The organism is Enterobacter cloacae complex sp. IR53030 (assembly GCF_049238365.1).
GTDB classification, from domain to species: domain Bacteria; phylum Pseudomonadota; class Gammaproteobacteria; order Enterobacterales; family Enterobacteriaceae; genus Enterobacter; species Enterobacter kobei.
Map to the genome: position 1 here is coordinate 1 of NZ_JBMKHA010000013.1, position 23,296 is coordinate 23,296.

Consider the following 23,296-nt stretch of genomic DNA (forward strand, 5'->3'; position numbering starts at 1 on the left):
GTTCTGGTCACATTAACAATAATGGCCACAATGTAAGAATTGAGCTCGTCAGCGGCAACCAGGCATCATGCAATTTTGCTTTTCATGCTGTGAATAGCGGTACTTATTCCGGCGCCGACACCATTTACATTACAGCCATCGGCCGCTGGTTCTGAGGGAATTCTAATGAAAATTTTGCTTAGCCCACAACGTGCAGATGCCACAGTCACTTATTCAGCACAGGGCGATGTGCTTACAGTTACGGTGGACGAAAAAGTACATTCTTTCGATTTTTCCAATCTGCAGGACGAGGCTCTTACTGAGTTCTCGTCCTCGCTTCCCATTTGTCCTTTACTCTTTGCGAAGCGGACAGATGATGGCGTAATTGTTTCAGCTCTCCACTATTACGGACCAGAGGCCGATGAGAAAGAGAAAGTTTCTACTGAAATTATTCTTCAGTAGTAAGCTTTTTCGTTACCTCCGCTAATTTCTCCTTGAGCTCTAAAACAGCCAGTAAAAGGTCGGCGACAATCGCCCTGTCGTCGATTCCCCAAAAATCGTCCTCTGTTTCAGGCGGAAGCGCATAGGACTCATTCACAGCGTTGACCTGTTGCGCAATAAATCCGCGCCGCACCCTGGCCTTTGCCATCGGAGAAGCGCCAGAAATCTCATTCCAGTGGTATTCAACCACTTTCAGAGCTGACAACCGTTCAAAATAACCATCAACCTGATTGCTGATCACCTCCTTCAGTCTTTCGTCGGAAGTAGCTAGCGCCAGGGTACCTGTTTGCTGTGGGAATACTGTTCTGGTGCTGTCGGTCTGGTCTCCACGCTCTTTACGACGCCACACATAAACCGTTCCGTCCTGCGTCTCGAGGCCAACCTCTTTCCCTACCGTTCCGGCGGCCATATTGCTTGCTCTCAATACGAGAGCTGGGTAGGCAGCCATGTCGATGTAGGGGTAAGTAGAGAATGACTGTGTGCCACTCCAGGTGTTTGCAGCATTTAAAAGCGGAACCACAGCACCTGATGTACCAATATCTTTCGTGGCACTACTTCCCAAACCGACGTTTTATAGATTGCTCTTGAGCGGCCTGGCCGATAACTTCACCTGATTTTTTTGCAGAAATAATTGGGTGAAAAATATGCAAATTGGCTATGTAAGGGTGTCAACAAATGACCAAAATACGGATCTTCAGCGGCAAGCGCTCGAACGCGCAGGATGTGAACAAATTTTCGAAGAAAAAATGAGCGGAACAGTGGCTAACCGGCCAGCGCTGAAAAAGCTTCTTAAGACGCTGAAAGAGGGAGATACGCTGGTAGTGTGGAAGCTCGATCGCCTTGGGCGAAGCATGCGGAACCTTGTACTGCTGGTCGATGAACTACGGCAGCGCGGGATCCACTTCAAAAGCCTTACGGATAGCATCGACACTTCCAGCCCAATGGGGCGTTTCATTTTCCACATCATGTCTGCCCTGGCCGAGATGGAGAGGGAGTTGATAGTGGAGCGCACTCGGGCTGGGTTGGCCGCAGCCCGTGAGAAAGGGCGAATCGGTGGGAGGCGGCCAAAATTGACACCTGAGCAATGGGCTCAGGCTGGCAGGTTGATCGCAAACGGAGTGGATCGGAAGCAGGTGGCGATCATTTACGATGTGGCCGTTTGTACTCTATATAAAAAATTCCCAGTAAATAAAGACGTTACACGAACTTCAACACATTAAAATTCATCCGGGTTATTCGATGTGCTTATGCCAATTTTGATCAGGCTCAATACTATCAAGCCAAGAGCAACAACTACGGTACTTGCGATTATAAACGTTGCCATGTTGAACCTTTTATATGAACTTTTCATTTAGACAATACGGAACTGCAAACGTTCAGAACAAAAAATTCTTAGTATGAGAGCAGGATGTTTGATGTTTCGGACAGCCATATGTAAAAATGAGCTACGGTTGCTGGGCACTGTTCGGTAATTCGAATATTGAATGTTACAACCATGAAGATTCTGTTTGTACATAAGCTTCATGTAACAAGAGGATCTACTGAAAGGAATGATGAGAGATGTGTGGGGGCTTACCGTAGTTGAATTTATTGCTATCAAGCGGAATCTTGAGAATATTTCTGATACATGGTCAGATCTCTGGGCAATGTTGTATCTGAGTCAGGCTAAGCCCGGACAGCTTCTTGGGGCAAAGTTTAATGATGTGAGCCATGATATTCTTGTTCTTTCAGCCACAAAAGGACTGAGGGAAAGATGCATTGCTCTTAAGCCAGGAGTTAAAAGAATTCTCCACTCCCGCAGGGAGAAGTATCCTGAAGATGTGTTTTTGTTTCAGAGCCATTCACATCGTACCAAGACAACTCCAAGACCGGTAACGTTAGTTGCATTTAATGCGGCACTGAAAAGGGCATCTATTGGAGTGACCGCAAAAACAGTGAGTAGTAAAAGTGCTTATTATTTAACGCCACTAAGATGAAGTGCCGTTCAATATCGGAAAAGTACGATGGGTAGTGGTGCATGTCTGCGTAGTTGAAGGTATGCACGAAGCGAACACGGGCTTTGCTAATCATTCACCAGCCACATATTTGCGTCTTCAAACATTTCCTCCAGCATGCGGTTCAGCTTTTCCCGATCGCTTTTGCTGGCATCGCTATTCAAGCCGTTCGCCTGCATCGGCTTCACCCTCACTTCAGCATCAGGGAAAATCTGGTGCACCCGCTTCGTCAGCTCGGCCAGAATGATTTCTCTGGCCCCTTGGAGCCCTTCAACATTTCGCTTGTCATAAACCAGTTCAACAAACATACCGATCCTCTCATGAATGAAAATTGCCTGTACTTGATCTGTTCTTGCAAAAATACTACTGTATATATGTACAGTCAATGAGTGAGTGAGGGTGCGTTCATGCCTCGTCAACCGGATATTCGTGCTGCTTTTATTGCGGCCATAAAGCAAAACCCGAAGGGCTATCTCTGCCTGCATACAGACAAATTCATCGCTGAACTGCAGGAGAGACACTGGCATTTCAGCGTTGCAGATGCCAATGCATGGATAGAGCGTTACCAGCAAGACTTTGTGGATAAGACAACAGACCACAGCGATAACCGATACTGGATCCTGCGTAACATGGGGAGGGTGCAATAATGGGCTTTCCTTCACCGGCGTCAGATTACGTTGAGCAACAGCTCTCACCTGTTGTGCTGTGTAACATTGGAGCGGATAGCAAAGTGCTGGAGACAGATATTGGCTTTGCGGTTATCGAGCCGTGCGTGAAAACCTGCGAAGGAGATGTCCTTCTGATTCTGAGCGATGGGCGCACGCAGTTTGCCAGGCTGATGGGCAAGGCGCTTATCACTGATGATGGCGAGGCAATAGAAGGGGCTGCGCTTGCAGATGTGGAGGTGCTTGGAGTGGCGACGTTCTTCATCAACCGAGTAAGGGAAGATTACTCCCCGGTGATGTGATGGGGCATGGGTGGGGCATAAAGTTACCGCGAAACGACGTTAGTTCATTGCACATGACAAATCGTATCGCGGCAACATAGCAGAAGTTACCGCACATCAATCCAACATCAAGCCACTTCGTTAAAAGACTTAATAGTCTCCAGATGAAGATCGCCTGCAGTACGGGGGTACCGAGGAACGGGATCAGGGTAATGACGTCTTTACTGCTCAGTGAGCTACCGATCCCGAGCATGATCCCACAGAACGAGAGGAGTGCCACGGGCAGCATAAAGGTTTTACCCAATTGCTGGAAAAACTCCCACAGCGATATTTTTTGTGCTGCTTTCGCCGTCATAAAACGACTCCTTTATTGTTAAAATCAGTTTATCTGCTTCAATGCTGCGAGAAGATAAAACGTTTTATCAAAGTTTAGTGCGCGCTAAATCACATTCTCAGGCTTTGACTGGTAGTATAAAGATAACGTATTGATAAAACGTTTTACCGATCTCATTTCAGGGAGTCACGCCGACACATGGCTGTAGCGAAAAAAATCACCATCAACGATGTCGCGCTGGCGGCGGGGGTCTCCGTCAGTACCGTTTCTCTGGTGCTGAGCGGAAAAGGGCGCATCTCGCCTGCCACCGGGCAGCGAGTTAACGAGGCGGTTGAACAATTAGGCTTTGTGCGTAACCGCCAGGCGTCGGCGCTGCGCGGTGGGCAAAGCGGGGTGATTGGCCTGATTGTCCGGGATCTGACGTCTCCGTTTTATGCAGAATTGACCGCCGGGTTAACCGAAGCGCTTGAAGCGCAGGGGCGGATGGTCTTTCTGCTGCACGGCGGACGCGAAGCCGATCAGCTCCTTTCCCGGCTGGATATGCTGCTCAACCAGGGCGTGGACGGGGTGATCGTCGCCGGGGCGTCGGGCGTGGGTAGCGAACTGTGCGAGCGTGCCGCCGAAAAAGGCGTGCCGCTGGTCTTTGCTTCGCGCGCCAGCTACCTGGACGAAGCGGATACGCTGCGCCCGGATAACATGCAGGCCGCGCAAATGTTGACCGAGCATCTTATTCGTCGCGGTCATCAGCGCATTGCCTGGCTGGGGGGTAAAAGTTCGTCCCTGACCCGCGCCGAACGGGTCGGCGGCTACTGCGCGACGTTGATCAAATACGGTCTGCCGTTCCACAGTGAATGGGTTGTTGAATGTGAATCCAGCCAGAAGAAAGCGGCTGAAGCGATAAATGCGCTGTTGCGAAGCAACCCGACGATCAGCGCCGTGATTTGCTACAACGATGTGATTGCTATGGGGGCCTGGTTTGGCCTGATCCGCGCCGGGCGGCAGAGCGGTGAGGGCGGGGTGGAAACCTTCTTTGGCCACCAGGTCTCGCTGGGGGCGTTCGCCGACGTCGGTGAAAACGCGCTGGATGACCTGCCGATCGTCTGGGCCACCACCCCCGCGCGGGAGATGGGTTATACGCTGGCGGACAGAATCATGCAGCGCATCGAGAATACGGATGTCCAGGCCGGGCACCAGATTGTGGCGGCGCGCCTGGTCACCGTGAAATAGACGCCTCTGCACATCGCCCGGCGGCAACGGCCCCCGATCGTAGGCCGGGTAAGCGTCAGCGCCACCCGGCAATAAAAAACCCCTCGCATGAGGGGTTTTGACGTTTACTGCTGCGGTGCCGCCGGTTCGGCTGGCGCTGCGGGTTCAGCCGGTTCCGGCATCCCCAGCGTCGGCATACCAAACATGCCGACGAAGTCTTCCAGCGGCATTTTGTCGCCGTTGAGCGTAACCTGACCATTGGTGTACTGCAGGCTGGTGGAGATGGTATTGTTTTCCACCTTCGTGATGCGGAACATCTGGCCCATCGCCGCTAGGCCTTTCACCTGCTGGTTCGCCAGTTTACCGGCGTCTTCGTCGCCGTAGCCTTCCAGCTTCGCAATCTGGGTCATAAACTCGGTTGCCATATCCATCGGGATAGTCAGCTTGCTGTCGAGGGACTTCACGCTGCGATCCACTTCCTGCGCCAGCGTCTGCGGTTCACCCGTTGCGGTTGCCGGATCTTTCAGGAACAGAGACAGGTTGAAGTTGGTTTCGCCTTTGCTGTTTTTCCAGCTCAGCGGTGCAACGGTGATCACCGGCTCGCCTTTCAGCAGGATCGGCAGGTTGTTGAACAGCACCGCCATCGCCTGCTGCTGATACGCTTCCGGATTCTGTTGCAGGGCGGTATTGGTCAGCAACGCCTGGCTCTCTTTACTGTATTTCTGGCTAAATTCATGCCACGCCTGGCCGTCGATATTGCCGATCTTCAGCGAGAGTTTGCCGGTGCCCAGATCCTGGTTCTGGACCTTCAGGCTTTTCAGCGTGTAGTCCAGCTGGGTGTTGATGCTTTTCCCGTCTTTGGAAACGTCGGATTTGCCGTTGACGTCCATGCCTTCCAGCACGGCCATCTCTTTACCTTCAATCGCGATAGCAATCTTATCAACGGAGAGCGTCTGATCGCCGATACGCTCTTTAAAATCGGTCATACGGCTGTTGCCGTCGGCCTTCAGCTTATTGAAGGTGAGCTGAACTTTTTGGTTGTATTCGTTTACGGCGTTGACCAGGCCGCTTTCCGCTTCACCCGTCAGGGAGAAGACATTGCCATCCCGATCCGCGTCGACTTTGAAATTGCCGCCGCTGAAGGCGACTTTCTCATTCTCTTTCTCATAGTTCAGCGCTTTCAGAGCAATATCAGAACTCGTATCACCGGAGTAGCTGATGCGGGTGTTAATGTCGAAAGGGGATTCATTCTTTGCCAGGTCAAACAACGGTTTAGTGACGTCGTTATTCACCAGCACGGTGTGAACTGATGCCATGGACGGTATCAGATTAAACGATTTCAACTGCGCCAGCGGGAGCGGACCGTGGCTGACCACTTCATCCAGCACCACGCTCTGGCCTGGCTTCAGCCAGCCGTTTTCATTACCGGCCACTGGCTTCACCACCAGTTGCATATGGCTGGTGAACACGCCGCGCTGATAGTTCTGATAGCTCAGTTCCAGACCTGCTTCCGGCGCGCTGCGCTTAATCTCTCCATTAGCCTGTGCCACCATCTCAGCCAGACGGCCTTCCAGCTGTTTCCCGGTAAACCAGGAGGCACCCGTCCAGACCACGCCTAACGCTACAATCACTCCAACCGCTACGACCGATTTTTTCATTGCGACTATCCCTAAAATGAAACCAGGCGGTAAAAACCGCCCGGAGATATTAAGCCTGCAACTAGCTTAGCAAGAGTTGTTAAAAAATTCAGTAAGTGCTTAAAGCTTATTGAAAACGCGCGCCAGACGACCGGTACCGCTTACGCTAACCGGAGACTCATTCGCTGCAACGAACGCTGACTCACCGGGCTTAAGTACCAGACGCTGTTCACCTTTGTGCAGCGTGGCTTCGCCTTCGACACAGAACAGGATTGCTGCACTTTCCTGCGCAATGGTGGTTTCGGTCGGGCTCAGGTCGTGCAGGGAGAAGGCAAAATCGTCCACCGGGATCGGGAAGTCCAGCTCTGCACCTGTTTTGACAGGCTGGGTGAGCAGCTCACCTGCCGGTTTTGCCACAAACTTCACGTTGGCAACCAGCTCAGGAATATCGATATATTTCGGCGTCAGGCCCGCGCGCAGCACGTTATCGGAGTTGGCCATCACCTCCAGCGCCACGCCCTGCAGGTAGGCGTGCGGGGTTTCCGCGAACAGGAACATCGCTTCGCCCGGGTTCAGTTTCACCACGTTCAGCAGCAGGGGAGAGAACAGGCCGCTGTCGTCCGGGTAGAACGCGGAAATCAGACGGATGGTTTCCCACGGTTCACCGTGCTGGCTGTCCAGCGTCGCTTTCAGCACCGCCAGCGCGTGAGATTTCTCTTCACCCTGCATATTCAGCAGGCTGGCAAACAGCTGGCTCAGCGCGTCGGCATTCGGGTTTTCAAGGAAGTGGGCGATAGCCTTGTTAGCACCCGCGACCGGTTGCAGCAGGGAAACGATCTCGGAAAATTCGCGGAATGCGTTCATCGCCAGGAACGGGGTCAGCGCAAAGACCAGTTCCGGCTTGTGATTCGGATCTTTGTAGTTACGCTCGGCAGCGTCTAACGGGATACCCGCCGCGTTCTCTTTCGCAAAGCCGATTTCAGAGGCTTTTTTGTTCGGGTGAACCTGGATGGAGAGCGGCTGGTCGGCACACAGGACTTTAAACAGGAACGGCAGTTCACCGAAGCGCTGAGCAACGTTGTCGCCCAACAGCGCGGATTTATCGGCATCGATCACGTCACGCAGGCTGCGTACCTGGCCGCTGGCGTCTGCAATTTTTGAGCTGCTCTTCGGGTGTGCCCCCATCCACAGCTCTGCCATCGGCAGGTTGTTGGGGTTAGCGATACCGTAGAGATCCGTTAACGCAGTTTTACTTCCCCAGGCGTAGTTTTGCACTGAGTTAATGAGTTTTTGCATTATCAAGCCCTGATTCAATTGTGGAATTAACTTCGGGTATTAAAGCAATAAACCACATGGAAGTAACCTGTGGATGTAAAAAGTCGTACTAGTCTCAGTTTTTGTTAAAAAATTGTGTAGGATAAGCTGACTCGCTTTTAAGCCGGGCAGCGGAACATCTGCCCTGAATAAACAGACCGAAGCAGTAAGTGAGAGAACAATGTCGAATAAACCCTTCCATTATCAGGATCCTTTCCCCCTCAGTAAGGATCAGACCGAGTATTACCTGTTAACCCGCGATCACGTCTCCGTTTCTGAGTTTGAAGGACAAGAGATCCTTAAGGTGGATCCGCAGGCGCTGACGCTGCTGGCGCAGCACGCTTTCCACGACGCCTCGTTTATGCTCCGTCCTGCGCATCAGCAGCAGGTAGCCGATATTCTGAGCGACCCGGAAGCCAGCGAGAACGATAAATACGTTGCCCTGCAGTTCCTGCGTAACTCCGACATCGCGGCGAAAGGCATTCTGCCAACCTGTCAGGACACCGGCACGGCGATTATCGTCGGTAAAAAAGGCCAGCGCGTCTGGACCGGCGGCGGTGATGAAGCGGCGCTGGCCCACGGTGTTTACAACACCTATACCGAAGATAACCTGCGCTACTCGCAAAACGCGGCGCTGGATATGTACAAAGAGGTCAACACCGGCACCAACCTGCCCGCACAGATAGATCTCTACAGCGTCGACGGTGATGAGTACAAATTCCTCTGCATCGCCAAAGGCGGCGGTTCGGCCAACAAAACCTATCTCTACCAGGAAACCAAAGCGCTGCTCACCCCGGGCAAGCTGAAGAACTACCTGGTCGAGAAAATGCGTACTCTCGGTACGGCTGCATGCCCGCCGTACCACATCGCGTTTGTGATTGGCGGTACCTCGGCTGAGAGCACGCTGAAAACCGTCAAACTGGCCTCAACCAAATACTATGACGGTCTGCCAACGGAAGGTAATGAACACGGCCAGGCATTCCGCGACGTGCAGCTTGAGCAGGAGCTACTGGAAGAAGCGCGTAACCTGGGGCTCGGCGCACAGTTTGGCGGTAAATACTTTGCTCACGACGTGCGCGTGATCCGTCTGCCGCGTCACGGTGCATCCTGCCCGGTCGGCATGGGTGTTTCCTGCTCTGCGGATCGCAACATCAAGGCGAAGATCAACCGCGAAGGCATCTGGATCGAAAAACTGGAAAACAACCCAGGCAAATACATCCCGGAAGAACTGCGTAAAGCGGGTGAGGGGGAAGCGGTTCGCGTTGACCTTAACCGTCCGATGAAAGAGATCCTGGCCCAGCTTTCTCAGTACCCGGTGTCGACTCGCCTCTCTCTGAACGGCACGATTATCGTCGGCCGTGACATTGCGCACGCGAAGCTGAAAGAGCGTCTGGATAACGGTGAAGGGCTGCCGCAGTACATTAAAGATCACCCGATCTACTACGCAGGACCGGCCAAAACGCCTGAAGGCTATGCTTCCGGCTCGTTAGGTCCTACCACGGCGGGCCGTATGGACTCCTACGTTGACCAGCTGCAGGCCAACGGCGGCAGCATGATCATGCTGGCAAAAGGCAACCGTAGCCAGCAGGTAACGGACGCATGCCATAAGCATGGCGGTTTCTACCTGGGCAGCATCGGCGGCCCGGCGGCGGTCCTTGCGCAGGGCAGTATCAAGAGCCTGGAATGCGTGGAATACCCGGAACTGGGTATGGAAGCCATCTGGAAAATTGAAGTGGAAGATTTCCCGGCGTTTATCCTGGTGGATGACAAAGGTAACGACTTCTTCAAGCAAATCCAGTCGTCCCAGTGTTCAGCGTGTGTGAAGTAAGTTAAAACCTTGTCGGGTGGCGTTAGCGCCACCCGACACCAAAAAGAGCGCACAAAGCGCCATAACGTTTCTCAGAAGTCATCAATACTTATCTCTTAAGCATGTGAGCAATCCCGACAGTGTTATCAAGGAGAAAGTAATGACAACGGTACGCCATGAGAAAGACTCTATGGGCGCAATCGAGGTTCCGGCTGACAAGCTATGGGGCGCGCAAACCCAGCGTTCGCTGGAGCACTTCCGTATTTCGACCGAAAAAATGCCCGTCTCGCTGATTCAGGCGCTGGCACTCACCAAACGTGCAGCGGCAAAAGTAAATCAGGATTTAGGCCTGCTGGGCGCAGATAAAGCCACCGCGATCATTAATGCCGCCGACGAAGTGCTGGCCGGTAAACATCCCGACGAATTTCCCCTCGCCATCTGGCAAACCGGTTCCGGTACCCAAAGCAACATGAACATGAACGAAGTGCTGGCGAACCGGGCAAGTGAACTGCTGGGCGGCGTGCGCGGCATGGAGCGTAAGATCCACCCGAACGATGACGTTAACAAAAGCCAGAGTTCCAACGACGTCTTCCCGACGGCGATGCACGTAGCGGCGGTGATCGCGATCCGCGAGCAGCTTATTCCGCAGCTCAACGTGCTCAAAACCACGCTCAACGAGAAAGCGCAGGCCTTCCGCGACATCGTTAAAATTGGCCGTACTCACCTGCAGGACGCTACGCCACTGACGCTCGGTCAGGAGATTTCCGGCTGGGTGGCGATGCTGGAACATAACCTGAAGCATATCGAGAACAGCTTGCCCCATCTGGCGGAGCTGGCGCTCGGTGGCACGGCGGTCGGTACCGGGTTAAATACGCATCCTGAGTACGCGGTGCGCGTGGCGAAGGAGCTTGCGGCCATTACCGGACAGCCATTCGTCACGGCGCCCAATAAATTCGAAGCGCTGGCGACCTGCGATGCGCTGGTTCACACCCATGGCGCGCTGAAAGGTCTGGCGGCTTCGCTGATGAAAATTGCCAACGACGTCCGCTGGCTGGCCTCAGGGCCGCGCTGCGGTATCGGTGAAATCAGCATTCCGGAAAACGAGCCGGGCAGCTCTATCATGCCGGGTAAAGTCAACCCGACCCAGTGCGAAGCCATGACCATGCTCTGCTGTCAGGTGATGGGCAACGACGTGGCCGTTAACCTGGGCGGCGCGTCCGGCAACTTCGAGCTGAACGTCTATCGTCCTATGGTGATTCATAACGTGCTGCAATCTGTTCGTCTGCTGGCCGACGGGATGGAGAGCTTTAACGAGCATTGTGCGGTGGGCATAGAGCCAAACCGCGAGCGCATCAGCCAGCTGCTGAATGAGTCTCTGATGCTGGTCACCGCACTCAATACCCATATCGGCTACGACAAGGCCGCCGAGATCGCCAAAAAGGCGCACAAAGAGGGGCTAACGCTGAAAGCTGCCGCTCTGGCGCTGGGTTATCTAACGGAGGTGGAATTTGACGCCTGGGTTCGCCCGGAAGCGATGGTCGGCAGTCTGAAATAATCATCCCGCCACATACAGGTGCAGCCGCGGAATAATCAGCTGTAGCGGCTGCGCCTGAGGCCGATAACGGTGCTGAACATTTTCAGCGTCGTAATTCAGCAGCTCACCAATATCCGGCACGATGGCGCCCTGATCGGCATCATAAAGCGCAATCAGCGGCGTCGGGCAGGCATATTGTACCTGTTTTTGCTGACCGGAATACCAGACGCGAGCGATAGGCTGCACCTTTACCGGACGCTTAATTTTGAGGCGCGTATCCGCCGGTAACGAGGCGATGCTGTGATACTCCTGCTCCAGACGCTCAATCCACTGTTCACGCGACCACGGTGCAACGGTACGCGGTGCCTTAAGACTTTTTTCCAGCTGCGCCAGCACCTCATCCCGGGTGAAGTTTTTAATGATGTGCTTATTCGCCCAGCCGAAGCGTAGCGTGGCAGGGTGACGCAGTACGGTCAGCGTGCGGTAGGCATTAAGGGTAATTAATCCCGGAAGCTGGCGGTGCACCCACTCAAACCGGGCGGCCGGAGCGAGGCCGGACTCTTCGGTCACTATCTTCTCAAACGTTGCTTTCAGGGCGTTGATATGCGCAATCTGGTTTTCCAGCGCCTCGCGCGTGGTGGCATCGGTTTGCAGGCAGATCACGCCCGGCAGGCGCACGGCTGCCTTGCTGCTGCGCTGTTCCGACTGCTGCTGAATAAAAAGGTGGCGGTAGTGCTTCAGGGCCAGTTCAAGCGCGGCGCCGCCGATATGCTGCTTCACCTCAATGGCGTCGAGCGGATCGTGCTCCGCGCCTTTGGCGATATCGGGCAGGGTAAAGACGCGCGCGGCCAGCAGGCGGCAGGTCTGTAAACGCGCGGTCAGCGTCAGCAATTCGTGTTCTATTTCGCGGAACGTGCTGTTCAGCCGTTCGATGAGATCGTAGGTTGCCATAAGCACTCTCATTAGTTACAACATACTTATCATATAGCACAGCACGCCGGGCCAGGCCAGCGTGCGGTTAAGGTCAGACAGGGACGGGAAGGGCGATGTTATGGTACACCGGCCAGTTAAAGCAGAAGCGTGCGCCGCCGAGTTCGCTCTCCTCACAATGCACCGTGCCGCCCATGGCCTGCGCGATAGAGTAAACAATGGCCAGCCCCAGTCCGCACCCGCCGGTGGTGCGATCGCGGCTGGGATCGAGGCGGACAAACGGTTCAAATACGGTTTCTCGTGCTTCCGGGGCAATTCCCGGTCCATCGTCTTCAACTGTCAGGCTTGCCTGGTTACCCTGCAAATCCAGTCCAATCTGTAGCGTACTTTCGCTGTAGCGCATGGCGTTGTTCAGCAGGTTATCAAGCACGCGCTCCATCAGCCGCATATCGAGCGCGCCGTAATCGCCGGGCGTGACGCGCGTCAACAGCGTGCGTTGCGGGTTCACGCTCTGGACATCATCAATATGGGTTTGCAGCCAGGCGGGCAGATCTGGCGCACTGAGGTTCAGCTCGTTTTGTGGGCGGTCGAGGCGCGCGTAGGTGAGCAGCTCTTCAATCAGCGCTTCAAGCTGACCAATATCGCGGTTTAGCGCGAGTGACTCGGCTTCTGTCAGATTCTCGCTCATCTCCAGACGATAACGCAGGCGAACCAGTGGCGTGCGCAGCTCGTGGGCAATACCGTCGATTAGCTGTTTTTTACTGGCGATCAGGGCATTGATGTTATCGGCCATCTGGTTAAAGGCCACGCCCAGTCGTTCAAAGCTGGAACCGCTGTCGAAGTGAATGCGCTCGGTGAAATGCCCCTCGCCAAAACGCTGTGCGGCGGATTCCAGCTTCAGCATGTCCTGCCAGTGGGGACGCATCCAGATAAAGACCGGAAACGCGAGCGAAATGGCGATAAAGGCCATCAACGCCATGTCCAGCAGGCGCATCTGGTGAAGATAATAGAGATAAGGAACCGGCCCGACAGCCAGCACATAATGGCTGCGCGGAATACGCTGGATAAAGGTGTATTTCTCATCCAGCGCCACGATATCGCCATCGCGCAGGCGCTGCATTGCGGGCGGATCTAACTCGAAATCTTTTAATGGCTCGATGCGTAAATCAAATGACAGGTTCAGATCGAGTTCTTTGAGGGTGTTCGCCCAGTCGTGCGGCGGGATCTCTCTGAGTTCGCTCCGCATCAGATACAGCGAGCTTTTCATCAAATCGTCCAGCGACTGCCTGCCCGCACGTTCGGCGGTAAATTTATAGACCAGCCCGACCAGCATGGTCATGACTAGGAAGCAGACAAACAGTAAAAGATAAAACTGCACAAACAGCTTTTTCATTCCATCTCACCGGAAAAACGCGATAGGCAGAATATACATGAAAAACCTCACCTGTTTTCATGTCTGTGACGCCTCTTACATTGCGTGCGCACTTCTTTTGACCTTGGCGATGAGTTTTTCCGTGACGGCCAGGCCTTCCGCAATGTGCGTATCAATCACGTCCGTTCCGAAGTCCCTGATTAAGTCCAGGAGCATTTCGTAAGACTGAATCAGTTCCAGCAGGTCAAAGAGCGCTTTTAGGTCGGTACCTGAGGGGGAGGATTGCCTAAAGGTTAGCTGATTAACAATCCATTCAAGATTGGTTTTGATGGCTTCTACTTCATGGTAGCTATACATATTTCATAGGCTTAAATCCTCATTTCAAGATTTCATGGGAGGGAAGGTGCGGAACAGGTGTGAGCAGGTAGCGGGGCCGGTGCGGCCTGAAGAAGAGACAATTGAACTTTAATTATGGATTAGATAGCGTGCTTAGCAAGTATTTGTTGCGCAAACGGGTAATTAAACGCGAGAAAGAGAAGGCATCGCGGTGTAATGCCTTCATTTCGAGCATGTTTGGTTAGCCGGTGAGCGTAATCAGGTTTCCCAGGCGTGCGGGGCAAACAGATAACCTTTGTTACGCACGGTTTTAATGCGGTAGGGCTCGGTGGCATTATCCTGCAACTTTTTGCGCAGGCGCGAAATCGCAACGTCGACGCTGCGGTCCATGCCGTCATAGCTCACGCCACGCAGGTTTTTCAGCAGCGCGTCACGGTCCATGATTTGCCCGGCATGCGTTGCCAGTTCCCACAGCAGGTCAAAGTCGGCGGTGGAGAGGGCGATAAGCTCGCCGGAAAGCAGCACCTGGCGGTTGATCGGATCGATAGACAGCGTACCAAAACGCATCGCTTTGTGCGGCGTCAGAGAGGGGGCGGGCGATTCGCGTTCGACACTCGCGTGCTGGCGCAAATGCAGGCGCAGACGGGCAAGCAGAACGGCAGGCGGTGTGGTTTTCAGAATGTAATCGTTGGCACCCATCTCCAGCGACAGGATATGGTTCATATCGCTGTCCAGAGAGGTGAGCAACACGATAGGACCTTCCCAGCGGGCGCGCAGGTCGCGGCAGAGGGTCATGCCGTCTTTGCCAGGCAACATGATATCCAGCAGCACCAGGTCCGGGTTTTCACGGACGACCACCTCTTCGGCCCGATCGCCGCGAGGCTCAACAATGACGTCCATATCATGTTTGCCCAGATAGGCGGCGATCAACTGCCCGACTTCGGGTTCGTCTTCAACATAAACAATCTTATTCATACAACGTCTGTTTTCGTGAAAAAAGCCAACATACACCGCGGAACCTTAACCTTCCATTAATCTTTCAAAATTAACGCCGCTTCCGTTATTCTGGCTCATATTGTTATTTGATTGTTATAGGAAAAGGTATGGGGCTGGTGATCAAAGCGGCGCTGGGAGCGCTGGTGGTGTTACTGATAGGCATTCTGGCAAAAACCAAAAACTACTATATTGCCGGGCTGATCCCGCTGTTCCCGACCTTTGCGCTTATTGCCCATTATATTGTGGCGTCTGAAAGGGGAACCGAGGCGCTACGCACCACCATTGTGTTTGGTATGTGGTCTATCATCCCCTATTTTCTCTACCTGCTTTCGTTATGGTATTTCACCGGTTTTCTACGGCTTCCCCTGGCGCTGGGCGGGGCAGTGGTTTGCTGGGGGCTCAGCGCCTGGGTGTTAATTTTCTTCTGGAGCCGCTTTCACTAGCGTAACGGGCGGCCGCCGTCCACGGCAAAGGTTCTGCCGGTGACATAGCAACTGGTGAGCAGGTAATCCACAAGGTCGATCACCTCTTTCTCGCCTGGGGCTATTTTCATGAGCGACTTATTGAGCGCCTGCTGGCGATACTCCGCATCATCGTTTTCATTAAATAAAATCATCGCCGGAGCGATGGCATTCACCTTCACCTCAGGCGCGAGCTTGCGGGCGAACGAACGCGTCATGTTATCCAGCGCGGCTTTACTGGCCGCATAGGCGATGTGCTTGTCGCTGCCGCGTTCCACTACATAGTCGGTGAAGTGAATAATGTCCCCCGCAGCATGACCATGGCCACGCAGCAGATCCTGCAGGGCGTGGTTAAGCAGATAAGGGGCATTGACGTGGATCTGCAGCATCGCGGAGAGCGTTTCGCTGAGTGACGTGCCGGGTTTCTCGGCCCGCCAGGCGCTGGCGTTATGGATCACGGCGCGCAACCCCGTGGTGGTGGCTTTCACCTTCTCCGCAAAGGCCAGAATGCCCTCATCAGTGGAAAAATCGGCCTGAATACAGACGGCTCCGGCTTTGCGTAAACCCTCAATTGACGGGTATTCCGTACGGTAACTGACAATGACCGGATGGCGAAGGTTGAGAAAATGATGGGCGAGGGCGAGGCCAATACGGCGGCCTCCACCGGTGATCAGTATTGGGCGAAGCGGTGTATTTCCCATCGTATTCTCCTTTACAGTTCAACAATGGGAAAGACGAGGGCTATCCCATTAACATCCAGGTTGCCGGAACGGCAGCAACCAGTAACAGTCCGATTAAGGCCATCTCACGCCGTCTCAGCGCGTTCTCCAGCTGATGCGTGCGGCGGGCGTAGATAAACACCAGCAGACCCGGCGCATACAGCACTACCGACAGCAGCAGATGCATAGGCCCGGAAGCATACAACAACCACAGACCGTAAATACAGGCCCCGATACCCACGATATAATGCGCCGGACGCGTGGCGATTTTTAACAAATACGCGCCCACTAAGAAATAGGGTACCAGAATCATCTCTGAGGCGATGGTCAGCAGGGTGTTATAGTCTGAACCTGTGAGCCAGATCAGCACCAGACAGACCTGAACGCTGATGTTGGTCAGCCAGAGAGACGCTGAAGGGGCATTATTTTGGTTTTGACGGGCAAACAGGCGTGGAAACGCTTTGTGCGTCGCGGCCAGGAACGGCACTTCAGCCGCCATGATGGTCCAGCTCAGGTACGCGCCACAGACGGAGACGATCAATCCCGCGGCAATCACAACGTCACCCCACGGGCCAAGCATTTTCACCATCAGCCCGGCCATTGACGGGTTACGCATTTCGGCCAGTTCAGGACGCGCCACCACGCCCAGCGACAGCAGCGTGACCAGCAGATACACGCCCAGCGCCGCCAGGACGGCCAGCAGCGTGGCACGGCCCACATCACGTTTGTTACGCGCGCGGGCAGAGACCACGACTGCCCCCTCAACGCCGATGAATACCCACAGGGTGATCAGCATCGTGTTTTTCACCTGCTCCCAGACCGGAACGCCCAGCGCAATGCCGCTGAAATCAAGCGTAAACACATCAAGACGAAATGCAATAAAGGCCAGTACGATAAACAGGCCGAGCGGCACCAGTTTCGCCAGCGTTGCCACCAGGTTGATGCTGGCGGCGGTCTGGACGCCGCGCAAAATCAGCCAGTGAACTACCCAGAGCAGCACCGAGGCACCGACAATTGACTGCCAGGTATTGCCGTCACCAAACAGACGCAGTTCAGGCGTATCGGTAAAGAAGCTGAGCGCTGAGAAAACGATCACCAGATAGGAGACGTTGGCGATCACCGCGCACAGCCAGTAGCCCCAGGCGGAGCAAAAGCCGATCAGCTCGCCAAATCCTTCACGCGCATAGGTGAAAATACCGCCGTCCAGATCGGGGCGAATGCGGGTGAGCAGCAGCATGGCGAACGCCAGCAGCAATATCCCGACGCCGGTAATCCCCCAGCCGATGAGTAACGCGGCGGGGCTTGCGACGGCAGCCATGTTCTGCGGCAAACTGAATACCCCCGCACCCAGCATTGAGCTTAAAACGAGTGCAGTCAGAGCACTCAGGCCAAGTTTCTTTTCCATTGGCTTCCTGTTATGAAAAGTCCCAATCCAGAATAATTATTTCGCTGCGGCGCATAAAAATGGTGGATTACACTAAGGCGCGGGATTTTACGGAGTGTCACGAAAGCATGCAATGATGTGTGGCAGAAATTCGAAAAAAGTAACAAAAAAAGGCGGCATTGCGCCGCCTTTGGTCAATGATTTTGTTACTTGTACAGATCGGCGCTGATGGTCACGTTGTTACCACGTTCCTGCCACTGGCGGGTGATATGGTAATACTTCGCCCCTTTCTTCGCCGCACGCTTCGCGACCTGGTAAGAGACTTCCGTCATGTTGCCGTAGTTGCCGGTAAACTTGATGCTGTCGAACGGCACCATCTGTGCAGCAGTGGCTTTGTTCAGCTCTTCAATTTTGGTGCCGTCTGGCAGCGTCACGGAATAGCGGCCACCTTTCGTGGATTGCGTTTCAAAGAAACGGCCCACTTCTGCGCTTGGCGCCGCAGTCGTCGCTACGCCTGGAATTTCAACTTTCTTCGCTTCTTCGCCGCCTTTCGCTATCGCCGCGCGACCCGCTTCGGAGTCAGCAGGGATGGCATCCGGGCTCTGCAGAACGCGTTTCTTCGCATCTTCTTTATAGATGAATGCGGTAATACGCTGGTTGCCGCCCTGGTTAGCATCCACCTGGCGCACGATATAGAACGAGTAGGCCCCTTTCTCTTTCGCGGCTTTGGTGATGGCATCGTTCACTTCAGGCTGGCTGCGATAGAAGCCCTGAACGGTAACGGTGTCGTACGGTTCCAGCTCAATTGCCTGATCTTTTGGCAGCTCAACGATACCGTTAATCACACGGTTTTTCGGTGCGTCTGCTTTTGGCGCATTGTCTTTATACAGCGCAATGGTTACGCGCTGGTTGCCGCTGTTGCCATAATCAGACTGGTCAACAACGTAAAACGAGGCCGCCCCGTTTTTATCAGCGGCTTTTGATGCGGCGGCGACGGCATCGCCAATAGAATTATAACGACCCACAATGACCGTATGGTCAAAAGGTTTTAACGCTGCCGCTTGCTCTGGCGTTAACTCTGTTGCGGCATTCGCAGACAGGGCGGTCGCACAGAGAAGTGCGGACGCCAGGAGTGTGTTCTTAAGCTTCATAAAAATAATCCTTCGCCTTGCGCAAACCATGTACTGGTATTGTTGTTAATTTGAGACGGCCCCGATTATGGCATTTAAAACCCGTCGCTGTCTGCGCCATTTTTCACTGCCTGTGCTCACTGAATTAACGAATTCGATAACATTTAGTGATATGTTGAAAAAACAGGCGTTTGACAAGTAAAACTGATAAAGCATATGACTTTTACAAGTTAATTTAATGTTAATAACTTGTTCTCTTATGGCGCTATATCATGTTTTTACCGCTTCGCTTGCGCTATTTATCGGTTCTGGCGATGAATTTAAGGTAAATATCACTGTCAGTGACGCCGATCGCTTATTTTTCACAGATAAAGTAAGAAATAGTGTTTTCTGACGGTAGATCACGGGCGCTATTTTCAGTAGGTTATAGACAGTTTGTTACTGTTTTATTTTCCGGGGTTAATCATCTCTCATCGCTATGAGAATGGCGAAAATTGATACAAACCGCGGGCATTTATCGACAAACCATCATCAAAAACCGATGGAAGGGAAAACTATGCGTATTGGGGTACCAAAAGAACGGTTAGCCAATGAAACCCGCGTAGCGGCAACACCGAAAACGGTGGAGCAACTGCTTAAGCTGGGTTTTACCGTCGCGGTTGAAAGCGGCGCAGGCAAACTGGCGAGTTTCGATGACGAGGCCTTTATCCAGGCGGGTGCGGAAGTGGTGGACGGTGCTGAAGTCTGGCAGTCGCCGGTTATTCTGAAGGTTAACGCACCGGAAGAGAGTGAGATTGCGCTCCTGAATCCGGGCACCACGCTGGTGAGCTTCATCTGGCCTGCGCAAAATCCAGCGCTTATGGAGAAGCTGGCTGCACGTGGCGTGACCGTGATGGCGATGGACTCCGTGCCGCGCATTTCGCGCGCGCAGTCGCTGGATGCCTTAAGCTCCATGGCTAACATTGCGGGTTATCGCGCGATTGTGGAAGCGGCTCACGAATTTGGACGCTTCTTTACCGGTCAGATCACCGCGGCGGGGAAAGTCCCTCCGGCAAAAGTCATGGTGATTGGTGCGGGTGTGGCAGGGCTTGCCGCAATCGGTGCGGCAAACAGCCTCGGCGCTATCGTGCGCGCATTTGATACCCGTCCGGAGGTGAAGGAACAGGTCCAGAGTATGGGAGCCGAATTCCTTGAGCTGGACTTCAAGGAAGAAGCGGGCAGCGGTGACGGTTACGCGAAAGTCATGTCCGAAGCCTTTATCAAAGCCGAAATGGAACTCTTCGCCGCTCAGGCGAAAGATGTCGACATTATTGTGACCACCGCGCTGATTCCGGGTAAACCTGCGCCGAAGCTTATCACCCGTGAGATGGTGGATTCCATGAAGCCGGGCAGCGTGATTGTCGACCTGGCGGCGCAAAACGGCGGTAACTGTGAGTACACCGTTGCTAATCAGGTGACGACCACCGCCAACGGCGTGAAGGTGATCGGCTATACCGATCTGCCAGGCCGCCTGCCAACGCAGTCGTCTCAGCTGTACGGCACCAACCTGGTTAACCTGCTGAAGCTGCTGTGCAAAGAGAAAGACGGAAACGTCACCGTTGATTTCGACGATGTCGTGGTGCGCGGTGTTACCGTTGTCCGTGATGGTGAAATCACCTGGCCGGCACCGCCGATTCAGGTTTCTGCTCAGCCTCAGGCCGCGCCGAAAGCGGCGCCAGAGCCAAAAGAACCCGCTAAACCGGCGTCTCCATGGCGTAAATACGCCATCATGGCGCTGGTCATTATCCTGTTCGGCTGGCTGGCTGACGTCGCGCCGAAAGAGTTCCTCGGCCACTTTACCGTCTTCGCGCTCTCCTGCGTGGTCGGTTACTACGTGGTGTGGAACGTCTCCCACGCGTTGCACACGCCGCTGATGTCGGTAACCAACGCCATCTCCGGGATTATCGTGGTCGGGGCGTTACTGCAGATTGGTCACGGCGGCTGGATCAGCTTCCTGAGCTTTATTGCGGTGCTGATCGCCAGTATCAATATTTTCGGTGGTTTCACCGTGACTCAGCGCATGCTGAAAATGTTTCGTAAAGGCTAAGGGGTAGCATATGTCTGGAGGATTAGTCACAGCCGCATACATTGTTGCTGCAATCCTGTTTATTTTCAGTCTGGCGGGGCTTTCCAAACACGAAACGTCTCAGCAGGGGAATAACTTTGGTATCGCCGGGATGGCGATTGCGCTGATCGCCACCATCTTCGGGCCGGACACCGGCAACGTGGCGTGGATCCTGGTGGCGATGATTATCGGCGGCGCGATCGGTATTCGCCTGGCGAAACGCGTTGAAATGACCGAGATGCCGGAGCTGGTTGCTATTCTGCACAGCTTTGTGGGTCTGGCGGCCGTGCTGGTGGGCTTCAACAGCTACCTGTATCACGAACCGGGTCTGGAACCGATTCTGGTCAACATTCACCTGACCGAAGTGTTCCTCGGCATCTTTATTGGTGCGGTGACCTTCACCGGCTCAATTGTGGCGTTCGGCAAACTGCGCGGTAAGATTTCGTCTAAACCGCTGATGCTGCCAAACCGTCACAAGCTGAACCTGGCGGCGCTGTTAGTATCGTTTGTACTGATGGTCATCTTCGTGCGTACCGAAAGCGTGGGCCTGCAGGTGCTGGCATTACTGGTGATGACCCTCATCGCGCTGGCATTTGGCTGGCACCTGGTGGCGTCTATCGGTGGTGCGGATATGCCGGTGGTGGTCTCCATGCTGAACTCCTACTCCGGTTGGGCGGCGGCGGCGGCAGGCTTTATGCTGAGCAACGACCTGCTGATCGTCACCGGTGCGCTGGTGGGTTCATCTGGTGCGATCCTGTCTTACATCATGTGTAAGGCGATGAACCGTTCGTTTATCAGCGTTATCGCCGGGGGATTTGGTTCTGACGGCTCCTCTACCGGTTCTGATGAAGAAGTGGGTGAGCACCGTGAGATCAGCGCGGAAGATACCGCAGAGATGCTGAAAAACTCGCACTCGGTCATTATCACCCCGGGCTATGGCATGGCGGTGGCGCAGGCACAGTATCCGGTCGCAGAAATTACTGAGAAGCTGCGCGCGCGTGGGATCAAGGTTCGCTTTGGTATTCACCCGGTGGCGGGACGTCTGCCAGGCCACATGAACGTGCTGCTGGCGGAAGCGAAAGTGCCTTACGACATCGTGCTGGAGATGGACGAGATCAACGATGATTTCGCCGATACCGACACCGTGCTGGTCATTGGCGCTAACGACACCGTTAACCCGGCGGCGCAGGACGATCCGCGCAGCCCAATCGCGGGTATGCCGGTTCTGGAAGTATGGAAGGCGCAGAACGTAATTGTCTTCAAACGCTCCATGAACACCGGCTATGCTGGCGTGCAGAACCCGCTGTTCTTCAAAGAGAACACCCACATGCTGTTTGGCGACGCCAAAGCCAGCGTGGATGCGATTCTGAAAGCACTGTAATTTCGCTTCACCCTGACAAACCGCTCTTCGGGGCGGTTTTCTTATTTCTGCGGTCAGCTTTTCTCCTCTGTCTATACTTTACCCTTTGTGTAAGACGAGGAGGTGTAATGCAATTTCTGTCCCGCTTCGACATCATCGCGTTGATGATGACGCCGACATTTTGGGTAGGCGTCGCCACGGTTGTCTTTGTCACGCTGCTGGTGTACTGGCTGCTGACGCGCCTGATCGCGTTCGTTAAGAAAGGGATCACCACCTGGGGCGACAAACACCCGACCACCAACCGGATGCGTTTTATCCTGAGCGATATGCTTAACAGGACGAGTCGGATCCTGCTTTTTGTCGTAGCACTTCTGTTCAGCCTGCGTTTTGTTGACTTACCCGATCATCTTTTTGGCACGGTCAGCCATGCCTGGTTCCTGGTTTTCGCGATTCAGGTGGCACTGTGGATGGATCAGGGCGTTGTGTCGTGGCTACGTCACGTCATGCTGGCACCGGGAAGTCATAAAAACCCGGTTACGCTGGTGATCACGGGGCTTATTCTCCGTGCCATTGTCTGGTCAGTGATGCTGCTGTCTATTCTTGCTAATGCGGGCGTCAACATCACTGCTCTGGTTGCCAGCCTTGGGGTGGGGGGGATTGCCATCGCTCTCGCCGTACAAACAATCCTGAGCGACGTGTTTGCCTCCCTGTCCATTGGTTTTGATAAGCCGTTTGAAATTGGTGATTTTGTGGTGTTCAACGACGTGGCGGGGACGGTAGAGCACATTGGCCTTAAAACGACCCGCATACGCAGCCTGAGCGGGGAGCAGATCGTCTGCGGCAACGCCATTTTGCTCCAGCAAACGCTCCACAACTACAAACGTATGCAGACACGTCGTATCGTCTTTACCTTTGGCGTGGCCAGCGACACGCCGCCCGATAAGCTGCGCTACGTGGGGGATATGGTCAGGCAAATCATCACCGATGTGGGTGAGACAAAATTCGATCGTGCCCATTTTCTCGGATTTGACCGCGACCGTCTGACGTTTGAAGTCGTTCATATCGTCAATACCGCGGATTACAACAAATACATGGATATCCAGCAGGAGATCAATATCCGTATTCTTGAAGGGCTGAATGCTCAGGAGATTAAGCTGGCACTGCCGAGCATGGTATTGCACGCGCCGTGGATGCAGGATGAGGCGGGTGAACAGCCGAAGCCGGTGATGGAGAGCTGAAAAAAAAAGCCCGC

General features: G+C 54.0%; 24 protein-coding genes and 1 pseudogene. 12 read left to right on the forward strand and 13 right to left on the reverse strand.

The window, feature by feature from the left end:
• Window positions 1–165 precede the first annotated feature (165 nt).
• On the forward strand, window positions 166–441 hold the full coding sequence (locus ACOTXR_RS14090) for a hypothetical protein (RefSeq protein ID WP_013096348.1): 276 nt from the start codon (window positions 166–168) through the stop codon (window positions 439–441).
• Here the strand turns inward: ACOTXR_RS14090 and ACOTXR_RS14095 are convergent.
• Window positions 428–1,000 (reverse strand): tail fiber domain-containing protein, encoded by a 573-nt coding sequence (locus tag ACOTXR_RS14095; RefSeq protein WP_257440507.1) that lies wholly within the window; start codon window positions 998–1,000, stop codon window positions 428–430. The two genes, ACOTXR_RS14090 and ACOTXR_RS14095, sit on opposite strands and share 14 nt — an antisense overlap.
• A gap of 124 nt (window positions 1,001–1,124) precedes the next feature.
• Between ACOTXR_RS14095 and ACOTXR_RS14100 the strand changes: the two genes are divergently transcribed.
• Window positions 1,125–1,700 carry a recombinase family protein gene (locus ACOTXR_RS14100; RefSeq protein ID WP_219274544.1) on the forward strand — a complete coding sequence of 192 codons (576 nt, stop codon included), beginning with the start codon at window positions 1,125–1,127 and terminating at the stop codon, window positions 1,698–1,700.
• Here ACOTXR_RS14100 and ACOTXR_RS14105 read toward each other — a convergent pair.
• On the reverse strand, window positions 1,697–1,831 hold the full coding sequence (locus ACOTXR_RS14105) for a YnaM/YnfT family protein (RefSeq protein WP_350223635.1): 135 nt from the start codon (window positions 1,829–1,831) through the stop codon (window positions 1,697–1,699). The two genes, ACOTXR_RS14100 and ACOTXR_RS14105, sit on opposite strands and share 4 nt — an antisense overlap.
• Window positions 1,832–2,030: 199 nt before the next feature.
• Here ACOTXR_RS14105 and ACOTXR_RS14110 point away from each other — a divergent pair, with 199 nt between their 5' ends.
• Window positions 2,031–2,456, forward strand: a complete 426-nt coding sequence (locus ACOTXR_RS14110) for a hypothetical protein (RefSeq protein ID WP_219276430.1) — start codon at window positions 2,031–2,033, stop codon at window positions 2,454–2,456.
• Between the two features lie 86 nt (window positions 2,457–2,542).
• Here ACOTXR_RS14110 and ACOTXR_RS14115 read toward each other — a convergent pair whose 3' ends face one another.
• Window positions 2,543–2,782, reverse strand: coding sequence for a DinI family protein (locus ACOTXR_RS14115; protein ID WP_222834835.1), 240 nt, complete (start codon window positions 2,780–2,782; stop codon window positions 2,543–2,545).
• 99 nt (window positions 2,783–2,881) lie between these two features.
• Between ACOTXR_RS14115 and ACOTXR_RS14120 the strand changes: the two genes are divergently transcribed.
• Together ACOTXR_RS14120 and ACOTXR_RS14125 are read left to right on the forward strand one after the other, a co-directional pair.
• On the forward strand, window positions 2,882–3,121 hold the full coding sequence (locus ACOTXR_RS14120) for a hypothetical protein (RefSeq protein WP_222834836.1): 240 nt from the start codon (window positions 2,882–2,884) through the stop codon (window positions 3,119–3,121).
• Entirely contained in the window at window positions 3,121–3,441 is a 321-nt protein-coding gene (locus ACOTXR_RS14125; protein ID WP_222834837.1) for a hypothetical protein, read from the forward strand. The genes ACOTXR_RS14120 and ACOTXR_RS14125 overlap by 1 nt, the downstream gene beginning before the upstream one ends.
• A gap of 139 nt (window positions 3,442–3,580) precedes the next feature.
• Here the strand turns inward: ACOTXR_RS14125 and ACOTXR_RS14130 are convergent.
• Window positions 3,581–3,775: pseudogene (locus tag ACOTXR_RS14130) on the reverse strand (PTS sugar transporter subunit IIBC); the annotation flags it as partial.
• A 177-nt stretch (window positions 3,776–3,952) separates the two neighbouring features.
• Between ACOTXR_RS14130 and ACOTXR_RS14135 the strand changes: the two are divergent.
• Window positions 3,953–4,981 carry a Mal regulon transcriptional regulator MalI gene (locus tag ACOTXR_RS14135; protein WP_014883587.1) on the forward strand — a complete coding sequence of 343 codons (1,029 nt, stop codon included), beginning with the start codon at window positions 3,953–3,955 and terminating at the stop codon, window positions 4,979–4,981.
• A 104-nt stretch (window positions 4,982–5,085) separates the two neighbouring features.
• On the opposite strand, the gene ACOTXR_RS14140 is transcribed toward ACOTXR_RS14135, so the two are convergent.
• Together ACOTXR_RS14140 and manA are read right to left on the reverse strand one after the other, a co-directional pair.
• Window positions 5,086–6,618: a YdgA family protein gene (locus ACOTXR_RS14140; RefSeq protein WP_014883588.1), complete on the reverse strand. Its 1,533-nt coding sequence runs from the start codon at window positions 6,616–6,618 to the stop codon at window positions 5,086–5,088.
• 99 nt (window positions 6,619–6,717) lie between these two features.
• Complete coding sequence (gene manA / locus ACOTXR_RS14145) at window positions 6,718–7,893, reverse strand: mannose-6-phosphate isomerase (protein ID WP_014883589.1); 1,176 nt, start codon at window positions 7,891–7,893, stop codon at window positions 6,718–6,720.
• A 199-nt stretch (window positions 7,894–8,092) separates the two neighbouring features.
• Here manA and fumA point away from each other — a divergent pair, with 199 nt between their 5' ends.
• Complete coding sequence (fumA, locus tag ACOTXR_RS14150) at window positions 8,093–9,739, forward strand: class I fumarate hydratase FumA (RefSeq protein WP_014883590.1); 1,647 nt, start codon at window positions 8,093–8,095, stop codon at window positions 9,737–9,739.
• Window positions 9,740–9,878: 139 nt separating this feature from the next.
• Window positions 9,879–11,273, forward strand: a complete 1,395-nt coding sequence (fumC, locus tag ACOTXR_RS14155; RefSeq protein WP_058690812.1) for a class II fumarate hydratase — start codon at window positions 9,879–9,881, stop codon at window positions 11,271–11,273.
• Here fumC and tus read toward each other — a convergent pair whose 3' ends face one another.
• The 4 genes from tus to rstA all read right to left on the reverse strand — a co-directional run bounded on the left by tus (window position 11,274) and on the right by rstA (window position 14,865).
• Entirely contained in the window at window positions 11,274–12,203 is a 930-nt protein-coding gene (gene tus / locus ACOTXR_RS14160; protein WP_045282032.1) for a DNA replication terminus site-binding protein, read from the reverse strand.
• Between the two features lie 73 nt (window positions 12,204–12,276).
• Complete coding sequence (gene rstB, locus ACOTXR_RS14165; protein ID WP_058690813.1) at window positions 12,277–13,575, reverse strand: two-component system sensor histidine kinase RstB; 1,299 nt, start codon at window positions 13,573–13,575, stop codon at window positions 12,277–12,279.
• A gap of 75 nt (window positions 13,576–13,650) precedes the next feature.
• Entirely contained in the window at window positions 13,651–13,911 is a 261-nt protein-coding gene (locus tag ACOTXR_RS14170) for a hypothetical protein (protein ID WP_048996097.1), read from the reverse strand.
• 237 nt (window positions 13,912–14,148) lie between these two features.
• Window positions 14,149–14,865, reverse strand: coding sequence for a two-component system response regulator RstA (gene rstA / locus ACOTXR_RS14175; protein ID WP_032636775.1), 717 nt, complete (start codon window positions 14,863–14,865; stop codon window positions 14,149–14,151).
• A gap of 128 nt (window positions 14,866–14,993) precedes the next feature.
• On the opposite strand from rstA, the gene ACOTXR_RS14180 reads away from it, so the two are divergent.
• The gene (locus ACOTXR_RS14180) at window positions 14,994–15,329 is read left to right on the forward strand and encodes a GlpM family protein (RefSeq protein ID WP_014883596.1); all 336 of its coding nucleotides are present in this window, start codon (window positions 14,994–14,996) and stop codon (window positions 15,327–15,329) included.
• On the opposite strand, the gene folM is transcribed toward ACOTXR_RS14180, so the two are convergent.
• The 3 genes from folM to ydgH form a co-directional block, all read right to left on the reverse strand.
• Window positions 15,326–16,048 (reverse strand): dihydromonapterin reductase, encoded by a 723-nt coding sequence (folM, locus tag ACOTXR_RS14185; protein WP_014883597.1) that lies wholly within the window; start codon window positions 16,046–16,048, stop codon window positions 15,326–15,328. The genes ACOTXR_RS14180 and folM overlap by 4 nt on opposite strands.
• A 40-nt stretch (window positions 16,049–16,088) precedes the next feature.
• On the reverse strand, window positions 16,089–17,471 hold the full coding sequence (locus ACOTXR_RS14190; protein WP_023330267.1) for an amino acid permease: 1,383 nt from the start codon (window positions 17,469–17,471) through the stop codon (window positions 16,089–16,091).
• Window positions 17,472–17,656: 185 nt separating this feature from the next.
• Window positions 17,657–18,601: a DUF1471 family protein YdgH gene (ydgH, locus tag ACOTXR_RS14195; protein WP_014883599.1), complete on the reverse strand. Its 945-nt coding sequence runs from the start codon at window positions 18,599–18,601 to the stop codon at window positions 17,657–17,659.
• Window positions 18,602–19,136: 535 nt separating this feature from the next.
• On the opposite strand from ydgH, the gene pntA reads away from it, so the two are divergent.
• From pntA to ACOTXR_RS14210, 3 genes are all read left to right on the forward strand, one after another.
• The gene (gene pntA, locus ACOTXR_RS14200; RefSeq protein ID WP_023330268.1) at window positions 19,137–20,666 is read left to right on the forward strand and encodes a Re/Si-specific NAD(P)(+) transhydrogenase subunit alpha; all 1,530 of its coding nucleotides are present in this window, start codon (window positions 19,137–19,139) and stop codon (window positions 20,664–20,666) included.
• Between the two features lie 10 nt (window positions 20,667–20,676).
• Entirely contained in the window at window positions 20,677–22,065 is a 1,389-nt protein-coding gene (gene pntB / locus ACOTXR_RS14205; RefSeq protein ID WP_014883601.1) for a Re/Si-specific NAD(P)(+) transhydrogenase subunit beta, read from the forward strand.
• A gap of 107 nt (window positions 22,066–22,172) precedes the next feature.
• A complete protein-coding gene (locus ACOTXR_RS14210; RefSeq protein ID WP_045269495.1) occupies window positions 22,173–23,282 on the forward strand; it encodes a mechanosensitive ion channel family protein in 1,110 nt (369 codons plus the stop codon).
• The last annotated feature ends 14 nt before the right edge of the window (window positions 23,283–23,296 follow it).

Excerpts from the sequence above, each read along its gene's own strand:
- pntA (WP_023330268.1), top strand. The coding sequence starts at position 19,137 with ATGCGTATTGGGGTACCAAAAGAACGGTTAGCCAATGAAACCCGCGTA.
- ACOTXR_RS14210 (WP_045269495.1), top strand. The coding sequence starts at position 22,173 with ATGCAATTTCTGTCCCGCTTCGACATCATCGCGTTGATGATGACGCCG.
- rstA (WP_032636775.1), bottom strand. The coding sequence starts at position 14,865 with ATGAATAAGATTGTTTATGTTGAAGACGAACCCGAAGTCGGGCAGTTG.
- rstB (WP_058690813.1), bottom strand. The coding sequence starts at position 13,575 with ATGAAAAAGCTGTTTGTGCAGTTTTATCTTTTACTGTTTGTCTGCTTC.
- ydgH (WP_014883599.1), bottom strand. The coding sequence starts at position 18,601 with ATGAAGCTTAAGAACACACTCCTGGCGTCCGCACTTCTCTGTGCGACC.
- folM (WP_014883597.1), bottom strand. The coding sequence starts at position 16,048 with ATGGGAAATACACCGCTTCGCCCAATACTGATCACCGGTGGAGGCCGC.
- ACOTXR_RS14105 (WP_350223635.1), bottom strand. The coding sequence starts at position 1,831 with ATGAAAAGTTCATATAAAAGGTTCAACATGGCAACGTTTATAATCGCA.
- ACOTXR_RS14120 (WP_222834836.1), top strand. The coding sequence starts at position 2,882 with ATGCCTCGTCAACCGGATATTCGTGCTGCTTTTATTGCGGCCATAAAG.
- ACOTXR_RS14190 (WP_023330267.1), bottom strand. The coding sequence starts at position 17,471 with ATGGAAAAGAAACTTGGCCTGAGTGCTCTGACTGCACTCGTTTTAAGC.
- ACOTXR_RS14180 (WP_014883596.1), top strand. The coding sequence starts at position 14,994 with ATGGGGCTGGTGATCAAAGCGGCGCTGGGAGCGCTGGTGGTGTTACTG.
- tus (WP_045282032.1), bottom strand. The coding sequence starts at position 12,203 with ATGGCAACCTACGATCTCATCGAACGGCTGAACAGCACGTTCCGCGAA.
- ACOTXR_RS14170 (WP_048996097.1), bottom strand. The coding sequence starts at position 13,911 with ATGTATAGCTACCATGAAGTAGAAGCCATCAAAACCAATCTTGAATGG.
- ACOTXR_RS14140 (WP_014883588.1), bottom strand. The coding sequence starts at position 6,618 with ATGAAAAAATCGGTCGTAGCGGTTGGAGTGATTGTAGCGTTAGGCGTG.
- manA (WP_014883589.1), bottom strand. The coding sequence starts at position 7,893 with ATGCAAAAACTCATTAACTCAGTGCAAAACTACGCCTGGGGAAGTAAA.
- ACOTXR_RS14115 (WP_222834835.1), bottom strand. The coding sequence starts at position 2,782 with ATGTTTGTTGAACTGGTTTATGACAAGCGAAATGTTGAAGGGCTCCAA.
- ACOTXR_RS14135 (WP_014883587.1), top strand. The coding sequence starts at position 3,953 with ATGGCTGTAGCGAAAAAAATCACCATCAACGATGTCGCGCTGGCGGCG.
- ACOTXR_RS14125 (WP_222834837.1), top strand. The coding sequence starts at position 3,121 with ATGGGCTTTCCTTCACCGGCGTCAGATTACGTTGAGCAACAGCTCTCA.
- ACOTXR_RS14100 (WP_219274544.1), top strand. The coding sequence starts at position 1,125 with ATGCAAATTGGCTATGTAAGGGTGTCAACAAATGACCAAAATACGGAT.
- ACOTXR_RS14090 (WP_013096348.1), top strand. The coding sequence starts at position 166 with ATGAAAATTTTGCTTAGCCCACAACGTGCAGATGCCACAGTCACTTAT.
- ACOTXR_RS14110 (WP_219276430.1), top strand. The coding sequence starts at position 2,031 with ATGATGAGAGATGTGTGGGGGCTTACCGTAGTTGAATTTATTGCTATC.
- fumA (WP_014883590.1), top strand. The coding sequence starts at position 8,093 with ATGTCGAATAAACCCTTCCATTATCAGGATCCTTTCCCCCTCAGTAAG.
- pntB (WP_014883601.1), top strand. The coding sequence starts at position 20,677 with ATGTCTGGAGGATTAGTCACAGCCGCATACATTGTTGCTGCAATCCTG.
- fumC (WP_058690812.1), top strand. The coding sequence starts at position 9,879 with ATGACAACGGTACGCCATGAGAAAGACTCTATGGGCGCAATCGAGGTT.